12 protein-coding genes and 1 riboswitch are annotated in these 14230 nt (G+C 57.8%); of the genes, 4 read left to right on the forward strand and 8 right to left on the reverse strand.

All coding sequences use genetic code 11. The features are described 5' to 3' along the window. Positions 1–145: 145 nt before the first annotated feature. From ABGT74_RS01490 to ABGT74_RS01515, 6 genes are all read right to left on the reverse strand, one after another. On the reverse strand, positions 146–1414 hold the full coding sequence (locus ABGT74_RS01490; protein WP_346704167.1) for a dihydroorotase: 1269 nt from the start codon (positions 1412–1414) through the stop codon (positions 146–148). Positions 1415–1725: 311 nt separating this feature from the next. Beyond that, positions 1726–2892 carry a cation diffusion facilitator family transporter gene (locus ABGT74_RS01495; RefSeq protein WP_346704168.1) on the reverse strand — a complete coding sequence of 389 codons (1167 nt, stop codon included), beginning with the start codon at positions 2890–2892 and terminating at the stop codon, positions 1726–1728. After that, on the reverse strand, positions 2889–3182 hold the full coding sequence (locus ABGT74_RS01500) for a DUF1294 domain-containing protein (protein ID WP_346704169.1): 294 nt from the start codon (positions 3180–3182) through the stop codon (positions 2889–2891). Before ABGT74_RS01500 ends, ABGT74_RS01495 begins: the two co-directional genes overlap by 4 nt. Positions 3183–3337: 155 nt before the next feature. Next, complete coding sequence (locus ABGT74_RS01505; protein ID WP_346704170.1) at positions 3338–4264, reverse strand: zinc dependent phospholipase C family protein; 927 nt, start codon at positions 4262–4264, stop codon at positions 3338–3340. Between the two features lie 83 nt (positions 4265–4347). Further along, the gene (locus ABGT74_RS01510; RefSeq protein ID WP_346704171.1) at positions 4348–5328 is read right to left on the reverse strand and encodes a Gfo/Idh/MocA family oxidoreductase; all 981 of its coding nucleotides are present in this window, start codon (positions 5326–5328) and stop codon (positions 4348–4350) included. 169 nt (positions 5329–5497) lie between these two features. After that, positions 5498–6241 (reverse strand): YebC/PmpR family DNA-binding transcriptional regulator, encoded by a 744-nt coding sequence (locus ABGT74_RS01515; RefSeq protein ID WP_297283446.1) that lies wholly within the window; start codon positions 6239–6241, stop codon positions 5498–5500. Between the two features lie 171 nt (positions 6242–6412). Between ABGT74_RS01515 and ABGT74_RS01520 the strand changes: the two genes are divergently transcribed. Then, complete coding sequence (locus ABGT74_RS01520) at positions 6413–6553, forward strand: hypothetical protein (RefSeq protein ID WP_346704172.1); 141 nt, start codon at positions 6413–6415, stop codon at positions 6551–6553. A gap of 54 nt (positions 6554–6607) precedes the next feature. Here the strand turns inward: ABGT74_RS01520 and ABGT74_RS01525 are convergent, their stop codons facing one another. Beyond that, complete coding sequence (locus ABGT74_RS01525) at positions 6608–7684, reverse strand: ATP-dependent 6-phosphofructokinase (RefSeq protein WP_346704173.1); 1077 nt, start codon at positions 7682–7684, stop codon at positions 6608–6610. Between the two features lie 197 nt (positions 7685–7881). Further along, a riboswitch (ZMP/ZTP riboswitch) is annotated at positions 7882–7971 on the forward strand. Positions 7972–8047: 76 nt separating this feature from the next. Between ABGT74_RS01525 and pflB the strand changes: the two genes are divergently transcribed. Both pflB and pflA read left to right on the forward strand, forming a co-directional pair. Beyond that, a complete protein-coding gene (gene pflB / locus ABGT74_RS01530) occupies positions 8048–10276 on the forward strand; it encodes a formate C-acetyltransferase (RefSeq protein WP_346704174.1) in 2229 nt (742 codons plus the stop codon). A gap of 251 nt (positions 10277–10527) precedes the next feature. Continuing rightward, positions 10528–11229 (forward strand): pyruvate formate-lyase-activating protein, encoded by a 702-nt coding sequence (gene pflA, locus ABGT74_RS01535; RefSeq protein ID WP_297283450.1) that lies wholly within the window; start codon positions 10528–10530, stop codon positions 11227–11229. A 48-nt stretch (positions 11230–11277) separates the two neighbouring features. Here the strand turns inward: pflA and ABGT74_RS01540 are convergent, their stop codons facing one another. Continuing rightward, on the reverse strand, positions 11278–11835 hold the full coding sequence (locus ABGT74_RS01540; RefSeq protein ID WP_297283451.1) for an inorganic diphosphatase: 558 nt from the start codon (positions 11833–11835) through the stop codon (positions 11278–11280). Between the two features lie 219 nt (positions 11836–12054). Here ABGT74_RS01540 and ppk1 point away from each other — a divergent pair, with 219 nt between their 5' ends. After that, the gene (gene ppk1, locus ABGT74_RS01545; protein WP_346704175.1) at positions 12055–14184 is read left to right on the forward strand and encodes a polyphosphate kinase 1; all 2130 of its coding nucleotides are present in this window, start codon (positions 12055–12057) and stop codon (positions 14182–14184) included. Positions 14185–14230: the final 46 nt, after the last annotated feature.

Consider the following 14230-nt stretch of genomic DNA (forward strand, 5'->3'; position numbering starts at 1 on the left):
AATACGGCGCACAATGCCGGTTGCCTTCATTTACGCGTTCCCTCCCATACGCAATTTCTGGTTGTACAGGTAGTATGACTGGAACGCAGCGCATTATACAACGGCAGTTCTGGCAATTTTTGACGCGTATATGCAATTTTTATGCTCAGCGGGCCGTCACGCGCGCCCCTGTGACGATGGCGCGGGGCGCACCGGTCAACGACATGCCGGTATACGGCGTGTTGACCGCTTTGGAATGATACGTTTGATAAATCGTTTTGCTCTCCCAGTCAAGCAGCACCAGACGGGCGAAATTGCCCTCCGCCACCGCGCGGCCGGTCAAGCCGTAGATCTCAGCGGGCGATTTGCTCATTTTGTCGATCAGCTGCATCGGGGTCAGTCTGCCGGTTTTGACCAGATAGGTATTGCAAACCGAAAACGCAGTCTCCAGCCCCGTGATGCCGCTCGGCGCTTTGGAAAACTCGCGCGCCTTTTCCGCCGCGGTATGCGGCGCGTGGTCTGTGGCGATCATGTCGATCGTACCGTCGCGCAGCCCCTCGATCAGCGCCTGCCGGTCGACCTCGCGGCGCAGCGGCGGGTTCATGCGCGCATAAGTGCCATGCGCGGGCACGTCGTCCTCGGTCAGGCTCAGGTGGTGCGGCGTGACCTCGGCATAGACGCGCGCGCCGAGCGCTTTGCCTGCGCGGATGAGCGCGACCGACTGCCCGCAGGAAACATGCTGGAACACCACACGTGCGCCCGTGTCGAGCGCCAGCGCAATATCACGCGCGATCATCGCGGTTTCCGCCGCAGCCATCGCACCGGGTACGCCGAATTGCTCCGCTGCCGCCGAACCGTAATTGACACCGGGCGACGGCACGAGCGAAGGTTCCTCCTCATGGAAGGACAGCAGAATGTCGCGCGCCGCCGCCTGCTCCATCGCCGTGCGGCACAGCGCTGCCGAGGTCAGATTGATGCCGTCGTCGGTCAGGCAGGGCGCGCCCGCAGCAGTCAGCGCGTCAAAATCGGTCAGCTCCTGCCCTTTCAGTCCCTTTGTCACCGCGCCCGCCTGCAACACTTCGACCGGACAATCCTTCGCCTTTTGGGTCACATATTGAATGAGTTCGGGCGTATCGCAGGTCGGCAGCGTGTTCGCCATGCAGATGACGGTCGCATATCCGCCTGCGGCAGCGGCAGCCGCGCCGGTCAGCACGTCCTCTTTTTCGGTCTGGCCGGGATCGCGGAAGTGCACATGCCCATCGACAAAGCCGGGCGAAACCGTCAGCCCCGCCGCATCGTATACTTCACAGCCCGCGGACGCGTCGATGTGCGGCTGCACCGCAGTGATCACACCGTCGTCCCCAATGAGTACATCGCGCGGCGCATCCACGCCGGTATAAGGATCGAGCACCCGCCCGTTTTGAATCAGCAGCATAGGAATTGTCCTCCGTTCTGTTGTTATCGTACCCACCGCACTCGGCGGGCATCCGTTTTTTCTGTTTTCATTGTATCATGCTACCATCCGCGCCGCAAGCCGTCCCCGTTCCCCGCGCCGTAAGGCGCGCATAAAACAGAAAAAGCCTGCGAATGCAGGCTTTTTCATCAAATTCGAGGACATGTGCCTCGGATTTGATACAAGAACGCGATTTTGTGTGCCGCACTGGCGCGCAAAATCACGCATAGGCGGTGTCCGCGCGCCGCGCGGCAACGCCTCTCGCCGAAAGCTGTACGCTTTCAGCGAAACACTCACATTTGGTGATCCAGCGTCACCACCGGATTATACCGCACGTCGATCTCCTTGAGCCGGTCGTAAATCTGCATCATCAGCTCACGCTTGCCCTTTTCGTCATAAGTAAACGGCACGACCACATCAAAAATCAGGTTGATCTGCCGCTCACCATCTACCACACGGAAGTCATGCATGGAGAGGGCTTCATCAATGCTCCGCAGCACATTATCCACCTGCTCACGCAGCGCGGCGACATGCTCATTGTTGACGTCGATGGGGTCCATATGAATGACCAGATACACGCCTGTGCGCTGCCAAACACGCTTTTCCGCTTCGTCGATTACCTCATGCACCGCCACAAAGTCGGAATCGCTCGGCACCTCGGCATGCAGCGAAGCCAGCGAGCGGCCAGCGCCATAGTTATGTACGATCAGATCATGCACGCCGACAATGTAATCGGATTCCCGCACGATCTCCTCAATGCTGCGCGCAACTTCCGGGTCGGCGGCTTCGCCGAGCAGCGGCGCGACCGTATCGCGCACGATACCGACGCCCGCCCAGATGATGAACAGCGCCACCAGCACACCGACATAGCCATCCACCGGCAGGGTGGTGAAGCGACCGGCGATCATGCCGATGACAACCACCGATGTCGTAATTACGTCATTGCGGCTGTCCTGCCCCGCCGCCATCAGCACCGGGGACTCGATCCGGCGGCCGATGGAGGAGTTAAACGCGCCCATCCACAGCTTTACCAGCATGGAAACCGCCAGAATCACCAGCAGCACGACCGAAAACGCCACCGGTTCGGGATGGATGATGCGGTCAAACGAGGTTTTGAGGAACTCAAAGCCTACCAGCACGATGATAAACGCCACAATCAGACCCGCGATGTACTCGGTGCGGCCGTAGCCGAACGGGTGCTTCGCATCCGGCGCTTTACCGGCCACCTTGAAGCCCACAATCGAAATCAGACAGGAAAGCCCGTCGGACAGGTTATTGAACGCATCCGCCGCAATCGAGATCGCCCCCGTCAGCAGGCCGATCACCAGCTTGACCGCAAACAGGAATACGTTGCACGCGATGCCCACCGCGCCGGACAGAACACCGTACCGCTCGCGCACACGCGCATCCCGTGTATTATCCGCATCACGAATGAATAGGCGGACCAATGCTTTGGTCATAACAATCCCCTCGAATACAAAATATTATAAATGCCAATCAATATTACAATTTGTAATATCATAATTGCCGGAATACCCCACATAAAGCTGCGGTGCAGTGTCTTGTGGCGGATGAGCAGCATGGTCAGGTACACGCCCGGCCCGCCGCCAACCAACGCCCAGAAAAACAGCGTGCGTTCGGGTACCCGCCGCCAGCCGCGCGGCGCGGCGAGCTTATCATAAATGCAGACGACCGCACCGATCAGACTGACCGCAATGAAATAGTATAATACGCCCTGCACGTCCCGCATGCCCTCCTCCGGCGAAATTTCATTTTATTGTACCACAGTCCGCTGCATATCGCAAACCATGACGGAAAAAATAGCCGCCGCTAACGGGTTTTGTGTCGCCCCCAGCCGCAAGGCGCGCACCCAAAGAAAAGAACCGCCTTTGCAGGCGGTTCTTTCTATTGCGGTATTTTTTTCGGACTGCCGTTGTCGAACGGCTGCTTGAAATGGCAGTACAGCTGCAACCCCGCGTCAAACTGCGCGGCGTACTGCCCCGCGAGTGCTGCTGCGCCGATGCGCGCCAGCCCGAACAGCTCGGGCACGGAATCCGTCCGGGTTTCCTCCGGTGTCCACAGGTTGTGCCAAGGCGTATGCTGCTCGTTGAGCGCATCCCATGCCGGACGCTCCACCTTCATATGACCGGTCAGCAGTGCACCGCGCCCCGCCAGCCGTTCCAGCTTCTGCGCGCTGCGGTACACCGTGCGCTTATCCGCATAGAAAAAGTTCTCCCACGACAGCATTTCGTCAAACGAACGGCGCAGATCGCGCGCCGGCACATCCTCGCCATACACGTTTTCGAGAACGGCATGCAGCAGCACCGCCAGCACCGCCTTTTCCTCCGCGGGCAGCGCATAAAGCCCCGCAGGCCGGAAGTTGGTCACCGGCGCGTGATACGCCCGCTCGTAAATCAGATAGTCGATATCGCTTTCGATCTGACAATGTACAGCAGATGCATGCAGCTTGGCATCCGCCGAGCGAATCTGCTCCTGCCGACAGTAGACATAGGGATGGATCTCGCTGTCGAGCGCATAATGGCAGACAAAACCGTAAAAATACGCTGCCGCCGTCTCCTGCGCTGCGCCGGTCAAGCAATGTACGCCGCGCGCCAGCGCCGCAAACAGTTCGTCAGTCTTTTCCGAGTGCATACGGTTACCCAGCTTATGCAGCGGACTGCCCAGCAATATTTTGCGATAAAACAGCGGGTCCGGTCCCTGACACCCCCACCGGAAGCTCACCGGATGCTTGCCTATCAGCTCCTGCACCGGTGCGGGAAACACACTCTGCGTCTGCTCTCCAAACAGATGATGCGATACAAAATCCGCCATAACCGGACCTCCTCTGTCCTGTGAATCGTTTTCCTCTATTATACACGCTTTGCGTCCGCAGGGAAAGCCCCGAACAAGTCCGGTCAGTCCACGTCCGGGAACACGATGCCCGCATCCCGCCGCGCGCACTCGAGCAACTCCGCCATTTCGACGGTTTTCGCCATGCGGCGGCGGCAGTCCGCGTGATTGTCCGCCGCGACCAATCCCGCGATGCCTTGCATCTCCCAGTACCACGCGGTTTCGCCCTGCTGTTCGTCAAAGACCTGCTCGCCCGCATCGGTCACGACTGTGACGCGCGTGCACATGCTGACCGGGTTCTCCACCCTGATAAAGCCCTTTTCTCCGATGATGTGCGCGCCGTTTTCGCTTTTGCAGTCCTTCGCGCCCGTACACTGGGCGACAAAGCCCGGATATTCCAGCACCGCAACGCCGCCGAGGTCGATGCCGTTTTCGTGCCGCCGCGCGTGATAGGCCAGCTTTTCCGGCATGCCGAACAGACCGTACACAAAATACAGGTTGTACAGGTTGATATCCATGAGCGCGCCGCCCGCAAAGGCAGGATTGAACACATTGGGCGTCTGCCCGGCTTTCAGCGCATCGTATTTGCTCGAATACTGGCAGAAGGTGCACGACACCTGCCGCACCGGCCCGATTTCGGCCAGTTTCTCACGGATGCGCGCGAAATGCGGAAGAAACAGGGTCGTGATACCCTCAAACAGGAACAGCCCTTTTTTCTCAGCCAGCGCAGCCAGCTCCTCCGCCTGCGCGCGGGTCGGCGCGAACGGCTTTTCGCAGATGACATGCTTGCCGCTTTCCAGCGCTGCCTCGGTCTGCGCATAATGCAGGCTGTTGGGCGAGGCGACATAAACCCAATCGATTTCCGGGTCAGCCAGCATGTCCTCCAGCTTGGTATATACCTTGCCCACACCAAAGCGTTCCGCAAGGGCACGCCCGGTTTCTTCCTTGCGCGAGCAGACTGCCTCATAGGTCACGCCCGCCACGCGCACTGCTTCCGTCATCACCCATGTTACGATGTTGCCCGTTCCAATCGTTCCGATTTTCATATGCAGCCTCTTTCCCGCCTTGCGGCATTCCATTTGTCTTTATCATGGCATATTTTCCCGCTGTACGCAACGGATTTTTTGTCCCCCTACTATAAAAAAACACAGCCGCCTTTCCCCATGGGGAAAACGGCTGCGCCATTGATTCTTATTTTGCGGAAGCAGACCCGACTTAGCCCTCGTAATCCGCTTCGTTCTCCCAGTTGTGCCAAACCGCCTGCACATCGTCGTTATCCTCTAGATTATCGAGCAGCTTGCGCATCTGCGCCATATCCTCCTCTTTTTCGAGGGTGATATAGTTCTGCGGCACCAGCTCGACCTCGGCTTCCACAAAGGAGTAGCCCAGTGTCTCGAGCGCTTCACGCACGGCGGAAAAATCCTCCGGCGTGGTGTAGATCTCAAAGGTATCGTCATCGGCCTGGAAATCCTCCGCACCAGCGTCCAGCGCCTGCATCATAACGGTGTCCTCGTCCAGCTCGCCGCGCTCCATGATGATAACGCCCTTCTTGTCGAACTGCCAGGATACGCAGTTGGTCGCACCCAGACCCGCACCATACTTGTCGAACAGGTGGCGCACGTCTGCAACCGTGCGGTTCTTGTTGTCGGTCAGCGTTTCAACAACGACCGCAACGCCGCCAACGCCGTAGCCCTCATAGTTGTTGGCCTCGTAGTTGACCTGACCGTTCGCGCCCGAATACTTGTCCAGCGTGCGCTTGATGTTGTCGTTTGGCATATTGTTGGCCTTTGCCTTGGCGATGCAGTCGCGCAGGCGGGAGTTAAAGTCCGGGTTCGCCGAACCGCCTTCCTTAATGGCAATGGCCATTTCACGGCCGATCTTGGTGAAGATTTTCGCTTTTTTCGCGTCGTTCGCGCCCTTGCGCTTGGCAATATTATGCCACTTGGAATGTCCCGACATGGTGGAAAGTCCCTCTTTCTATCTGAAATAAATTTAATATAACCTCAAAAACGCCATACGGCGCAAAAAAATTTTATCAGATTTTTTTCATTTCCGCAATACCCGCATGCATATTTTTCGCGTGCCGCGTGCAAACTACGCTCGAAAACTTCAAAAAAGAGGTGATTTCCCATGAGCAAACAGAACAAGCGTCAGAACCCGTCCACCACGAGCCAGAACCCGTCGAGCACCCAGAACAAGAACCAGAATCCGTCCACCTCGAACCAGTGCCCTTCCGGCACCAGCAACAAGAAGAACGATCAGCAGTACTGATTCATGGACAGAACAAAAGGACGTGCAACGCACGTCCTTTTGTCATTTCTCTTATCAGTCGCCCATGGACAGGCCGAGGGCGCGCGCTGCGCGCACGACTTCGCCATCGGGCGGGACGGTTTTGAGCTTGCCCGCAACCTCGGAAAGCGGCACGGGAACGATGCAGTCGTTCTGCACCGCGACCATATAGCCGTACTTCTTCTCGCGGATCAGATGCGCCGCGGCCACGCCGAGACGGCTGGTCAGCAGGCGGTCAGCCGGGCTGGGCGCGCCGCCGCGCTGATAGTGGCCCGGAATGGTCACGCGGATCTCCTGCCCGGTCAGCTCCTTCAGCTCGTCCGCCATGCGGTAGGAGATAGACGGATAGGCCATCTTTTCGCGCGCGGCCTTGAACTCCTTCTTGCTCATCTTGGCTTCTTCCTGGCTGATCGCGCCTTCTGCGACCGCAAGGATGGAAAACCGCTTGCCGCTCTGCTCGCGCTTTTCAATCGCCTTTGCGATGGCCTTAGCCGAGTACGGAATCTCAGGGATAACGATGATATCCGCGCCGGACGCAATGCCCGCATACAGCGTCAGCCAGCCGGCCTTATGACCCATAACCTCAACAATGAACACGCGCGAATGCGAGAACGCGGTCGAGTGAATGGAGTCAATAACCGTCGCGGCAATGTCGATCGCGGACTGGAAGCCGAACGTCACTTCTGTGCCCCACAGGTCGTTGTCAATCGTTTTGGGCAGCGTAACGACGTTCACGCCGTTTTGGCTGAGGAGGTTGGCCGTCTTGTGCGTGCCGTTGCCGCCGAGGATAACCAAACAGTCGAAACCCTCGTCCCGCACGGTTTTCAGCATCTTTTCCAGCTTGGTTTCCTCGCTGTCCTCCTTGACCTTCTGCATCTCCTTGAACGGCTGACGCGAAGTGCCCAAAATAGTGCCGCCCAGCGTCAGGATATCGGAAAAATCCTTGGGGCTCATCACATGGTAATCGCCCTCGATCAGGCCGCGGTATCCATCCCGGATGCCGTAAATGGTCACTTTATTGCCCAGTTCATTATACAGCGTCTTTGCAACGCCGCGCAGAGCGGAGTTCAGGCCCTGGCAGTCGCCGCCGCTTGTCAGCATACCAATCTTCATAAGCGCAACCTCCTTTTTATTACCTTTATCATACGCCAATTTTTCTACCTTGTGAAGAGTCTTTCGTTAGGTTTTACATTCACGTCTCAATTCATCCGTTTTTGACTTCTGTCGCAGTACACGGTATTTTCCGCACAAAATTTTTGTAGGATTCATCAGTTGCACACCATATGTTGTTGTGGTATTCTTAAACCAGACAAGTTCCCTGCAACTGACGGACAAGGTGGAGCGCAAACCACCGGGGAGCAGGGGTTCCGTAAAAAATGCCGACCGTCTGGGCAGTGTCGCACAAGCTACGCGATGCTGCCCTTTTTTGTATCCAAAAAAGGGCAGCCGAACCAAAGAACAGGAGGAATCTCTCACATGAACGCATGGAACACCTTCATCGGCGGCGATTGGCAGAACGAGATCAACGTCCGCGACTTTATTCAGAAAAACTATACGCCCTATGAGGGCGACGGCGCATTCCTCGCGCCCGTAACCGCCCGCACGACCGCCATGCGCGAAAAGTTTGACGCGCTGCTGGCCGAAGAGCGCGAGAAAAACGGGGTTCGCAATGTTGACACCGACACCGTCATCACGATCACCGCGTTCGGCCCCGGTTATCTGGACAAGGAAAACGAGGTCATTGTCGGCTTGCAGACCGACGAGCCGCTCAAGCGCGCCTGCAACCCGTTCGGCGGCATGCGCATGGTACGCGAAGCCTGCAAGGCCTATGGCTATGAGGTTTCGCCCCAGATCGAAGAGGAATTCAAATATCACAAAACGCATAACGACGGCGTGTTCTCCGCCTATACCAAGGACGTGCGTGAAGCGCGTCACGTCGGCCTGCTGACCGGCCTGCCGGATGCCTACGGCCGCGGCCGCATCATCGGCGACTACCGCCGCGTGGCGCTCTATGGTGTTGACCGTCTGATCGCGGAAAAGCAGCGCGACAAGGACGCGCTGGGCGAAGTGCCGACCACCGAAAAGGAGATCCGCACCGCGGAAGAGCTGTCCGACCAGATCAAGGCACTCAAAGACATGGTCAAAATGGCAGCCTCCTACGGCTTTGATATTTCCCGCCCTGCGGAAAACGCGAAGGAAGCCGTACAGTGGCTGTACTTTGCGTACCTTGCGGGCATCAAGGAGCAGAACGGCGCGGCGATGAGCCTTGGCCGCACCTCGACCTTCCTTGACATCTACTTCGAGCGCGACCTCAAGGCCGGTATCCTGACTGAGTCCGAGGCGCAGGAGATCATGGATGATTTCGTTCTCCATCTGCGCATGGCGCGCCACCTGCGCACGCCCGAATATAACGAGTTGTTCGGCGGCGACCCGATGTGGATCACCGAAGCGGTCGGCGGCATCGGCGAAGACGGCCGCCCGCTCGTCACCAAAAACAGCTTCCGCATGCTGCACACGCTGTATAACCTCAATCCTGCCGCCGAACCGAATCTGACCGTGCTCTGGAGCGAGCAGCTGCCCGAAAACTGGAAGAAATTCATCGCCAAGGTGTCCATCGACACAGACGCCCTCCAGTATGAAAACGACGACGTGATGCGTCCGCACTTCGGTGACGATTACGCGATCGCCTGCTGCGTTTCCGCGATGCGCGTGGGCAAGGATATGCAGTTCTTCGGCGCGCGCGCCAACATCGCAAAGCTGATGCTCATGGCGATCAACGGTGGCCGCGACGAAAACAAGTTTGAGCAGGTTGGCCCGGAAATGCCGGTCATGGAGGGCGACACGCTCGATTATGACGAGGTTTGCCGCCGCATGGACTTCTACCGTCCGTGGCTGGCCAAGACCTACGTTTCCGCGATGAACACCATCCACTATATGCATGATAAGTACGCCTACGAAAAGAGCCAGATGGCGCTGCACGATACCGATGTGCGCCGCCTGATGGCGTTCGGCATCGCGGGCATGAGCTGCATGGCGGATTCGCTTTCTGCGATTAAATACGCCAAGGTCCACCCGATCCGCAACCCGGAGAACGGCATCATCGTCGATTTTGAAATCGAGGGCGACTTCCCGAAGTTCGGCAACGACGACGACCGCGTGGATGCCATCGCCTGTGAGCAGGTCGAGAAGTTCTATCAGGCGCTGACCCAGTTCCCGCTCTATCGCGGCGCGGTGCACACCCTGTCCATCCTGACCATCACCTCGAACGTCATGTACGGCAAAAAGACCGGTAACACGCCGGATGGTCGCCGTCACGGCGAACCGCTTGCCCCAGGCGCAAACCCGATGAGCGGCCGCGACAAGTCGGGCGCGCTAGCTTCGCTCAACTCGGTGGCAAAGCTCAGCTATGACTATTGCCGCGACGGCATCTCCAATACCTTCTCGATCACGCCGGGAGCGCTCGGCAAGACGGACGAGGATCGCGTGAACAACCTTGTTGCCATCATGGGCGGTTACTTCGCACAGAATGCGCACCACCTGAATGTCAACGTCATGAACCGCGATACCCTGATCGCCGCTTATGAGCACCCCGAGCAGTACCCCAATCTGACCATCCGTGTTTCGGGCTATGCGGTCAACTTCTACAAGCTCAGCCGCGAGCAGCAGCGTGAGGTCATCTCGCGCACGTTCCACGAGGCGATCTGACACCCTCTGGTGTGGCAACCGCCCTTGCTGTTCTGATCCTGCAAGGCGGGCGGCAGCCGGAAACAGGGACTTCACTTTTGCGCGCGCAGCGCGCCCTCAAGGAAAAGGAGCGATTCGCAAGAGGGGAGAAACCTCCGGTGTCTCCCCTCTTGTGCGCCCGCCGCGCAGGCGAACGTACCTGCCGCCCGCAGGCGGCATCATTCCCGCATCTTGTAGTAAAAGCACACTATTTTGAGAAAGGTTGTGGCAAAATGACCGGACGCATCCATTCCATCCAGTCCCTCGGCGCGGTGGACGGGCCGGGCGTGCGCTGCGTTGTTTTTCTGCAGGGCTGCCCGCTGCGCTGCGTCTACTGCCATAACCCGGACACATGGGACACAACCGGCGGCGAGGAAATCGACACCGATGAACTGGTGCGTCGCGTGCTGCGCTTCCAGCCCTACTGGAAAAACGGCGGGGGCGTAACCGTCTCTGGCGGCGAACCGCTGCTGCAAGCAGACTTTGTCGCGGAATTTTTCCAAAAGCTGCATGAGCATGGCGTACACACCGCGCTGGATACCTCGGGCACCGGCTGCCCAACCGCCGCAGCCGAACGCGTGCTGCGGCACACTGATCTGGTGCTGTGCGACCTGAAATTTCTCACCGCTGCGGACTACAAACGGTATTGCCGCGCCGATTTCACCCAGGTCGAGCGCTTTTTGCAGCTGACCGCGATGAAAAGCGTACCGCTCTGGATTCGGCATGTGGTCGTGCCCAGCCTGACCGACAGCCTCGACCATCTGCGGTTGGTCAAGGCGCACGCTGAGCGCTGTCCCAACCTGCAAAAAATCGAATTTCTTCCTTTCCACAAGCTGTGCATCGAAAAATATGATCGTATGGGGATCGAGTTCCCGCTGCGCGATACGCCCGCAATGAACGAAGCGTGGCTCAAGCAACTGCTGGAAAAGCTATAAACAAAAACGCGGAGGAACGACGTTCCTCCGCGTTTTGCTATGTATGCCTTATGCCTCTTCTTTCTCCGGCCGTCTGCCGCAGAAGTGCACCTCATACCGGCGCATGCAGTCTTTAATAACCTCAATCGCTTTTTCCCGATTGAGCGCGTCCGAAGTGGTGGTGTGCTTGTGCTCAAGGCCCTTATAAACCTCGAAAAAGTGTGTAATCTCATTGCCGTAATGCGGCGGCAGCTGATCCATGTCGTGATAGAAGTTCCATGTCGGCTCTTCAAACGGAATCGCAATGATCTTGTCGTCGATCTCGTCCTCGTCGATCATACGCATCACGCCGATCGGATAGCAGTCCACCTCAACCAGCGGATCGAGCGACTCGGTGCACAGCACAAGCACATCCAGCGGATCGCCGTCATCCGCATAGGTGCGCGGAATGAAGCCATAATTGGCCGGATAATGCGTGGATGTATACAAAATGCGGTCCAGCCGCAGCAGACCGGTTTGTTTGTCCAGTTCATACTTTTTCTTGCTGCCTGCCGGGATCTCGATCACCGCGGTGAACCGTTCCGGCGTGATGCAGCGCGGATCAATGTCGTGCCAGATGTTTCTCATGCCGTTTTGCTCCTTTCTCTTTCTATTTTCAGTATATCAGACCCTCCCACCGCACGCAAGACCCGCAGCCCATGGAAAAAAGTGCTTTACTTTACAGGCTTTTTACACAAAACGCATTGTCCCAACACAAAAATGCAGTATAATAGTAGTATACTGACCGATCGTATGGCCACTTTTCCGTGTCCGGCGGCCGGAATGAAAACAGGGGGAATCTCTCTCATGACACAGGCAATCTGGGAACAGGGCTATACGCAGAACCGCGAGCTGTCCTGGCTGCAGTTCAATGCGCGCGTGCTGGCCGAGGCGGAGGATGATACTGTGCCGCTTTTGGAGCGGTGCAAATTCCTTTCGATCTTCACCAGCAATCTGGATGAATTCTTTATGATCCGCGTGGGCAGCCTGTGCGATATGGCGACGGTGGACAAAGACCATGTGGACAACAAGTCCGGTATGACCGCCAAGGAACAGCTGCATCACATCTACGCTGCGGTGGAACCGCTGTATGCGCGCCGAGACGCTGCGTTCAGCGATGTCAGCGCGCGTCTGCGCGCGGAGGGGCTGCGCCGTCTTACCATCAGCGAGTTGGAGCCTGCCGAGCAGAAGTACATCAAGCAGTATTTCAAAAATGTCGTTGCGCCTGTGCTTTCTCCACAGGTTGTGGATGCGCACCATCCCTTCCCGCATTTGGAAGGCAAGGTGCTGCATATCGCCGCCCTGCTCAGCCGCAAGAAGAACGAACGTCTGGGCCTGCTGCCGGTGCCGGCTTCGCTGCCCCCGCTGGTCTTTTTGCCGGGCGAGGAAAAGCGCTATGTGCCCATTGAAGATATCCTGCTGGAATACACCGGTCATGTGTTTGAAATGTACGACGTGCTGGAAAAGACTGTGTTCTGCGTCACCCGCAACGCCGACATCAACCCGGACGATGAAACCTTCGGCGCGGAGGAAGGCGACTTCCGCACTAAAATGGAAAAGCTGCTGCGCCGCCGTCGTCGCATGGCGGTCGTCCGCGTCGAGCTGACGCGCCCCATCAGCGATCATTTCACCGAATACTTCCGCAAGCGTTTTGACGTGACCGACGCACAGATTTTCCTCTCGCGCAAGGCGCCGCTCCAGATGAGCTATGCGTTTTCGCTGGGCGATCATTTCCCGGAAAAACAGCGGGCGGCCCTGTCCGATCCCGTGTTTTCCCCGCAGCAGCCTGCCATGCTGCCGACGGGACAGAGCCTTTTGAAAGCCGCGCTCAAGCGCGATATTCTGCTTTCTTATCCGTATGAATCCATGGAGCCGTTTTTGCAGATGATCCGCGAGGCGGCAAACGATCCCGCCGTGCTGTCCATCCGTATCACGATCTACCGTCTGGCGCGCAAAGCCAAGCTGGTGGAATATCTGTGCGCCGCAGCCGAAAACGGCAAAGACGTGACCGCGCTCATCGAACTGCGCGCCCGCTTTGACGAACAGAACAACATTGACTGGTCCGAGCGCATGGAGGAAGCAGGCTGTAAAATCATCTACGGCTTTGAGGATTATAAGGTACACTCCAAGATCTGCCTGATTACCCGGCAGGAGCGCGGTGCTGTGCGCCATATCACGCAGGTCGGCACCGGCAACTATAATGAAAAAACCGCCACGCAGTACACCGATGTGTCGCTTATCACCTCGGATGAGTCAATCGGCGCGGATGCGGGCGCGTTCTTCAACAATATGGCGCTGGGCAACCTTGAAGGCCGGTATAACCGCCTTCTGGTTGCGCCGAGTAGCCTGAAAAACAACATTCTGGCGCTGATGGATGAACAGATCGCCCGCGGCAGCGACGGCTATATGCTGCTGAAATTCAATTCGCTGACCGATATCGACATCATCCATAAGCTACGGGACGCTTCCTGCGCAGGCGTGCGCATCGAGATGATTGTGCGCGGTATCTGCTGCCTGCTTCCCGGTGTCGAGGGACACACTGAAAACATCACGGTCACCAGCATTGTCGGCCGCTTTTTGGAGCACTCGCGCATCTTTGTGTTTGGCCGCGGCTCGGAGGAAAAAATGTATATCTCCTCCGCCGATATGATGACGCGCAACACCGAACGCCGCGTGGAGATCGCCTGCCCGATCGACTCGCCAGAGGTGCGCGCACGGCTGCATGATATTCTGTATGCCATGCAGCACGACACCATCAAGGCACGCGTCTTGCAGCCGGATGGCACCTACTGCAAAAAGCCGCCCGTGCCCGACCCGATCTGCGCACAGGTGCTGCTGATGCAGCAGGCCATCGACCAAGCCCGCCAACAAGCAGCACATCCTGCGCCCCCCGAGCCGGGCTGGCGCAAGCTGCTGAATCGACTGCTGGGCCGTTAAACAGGAAATACGATGCAGAAACGCCGGAACTTCCGGCGTTTTTTGC

The organism is uncultured Agathobaculum sp. (assembly GCF_963927765.1).
Classification (GTDB): domain Bacteria; phylum Bacillota; class Clostridia; order Oscillospirales; family Butyricicoccaceae; genus Agathobaculum.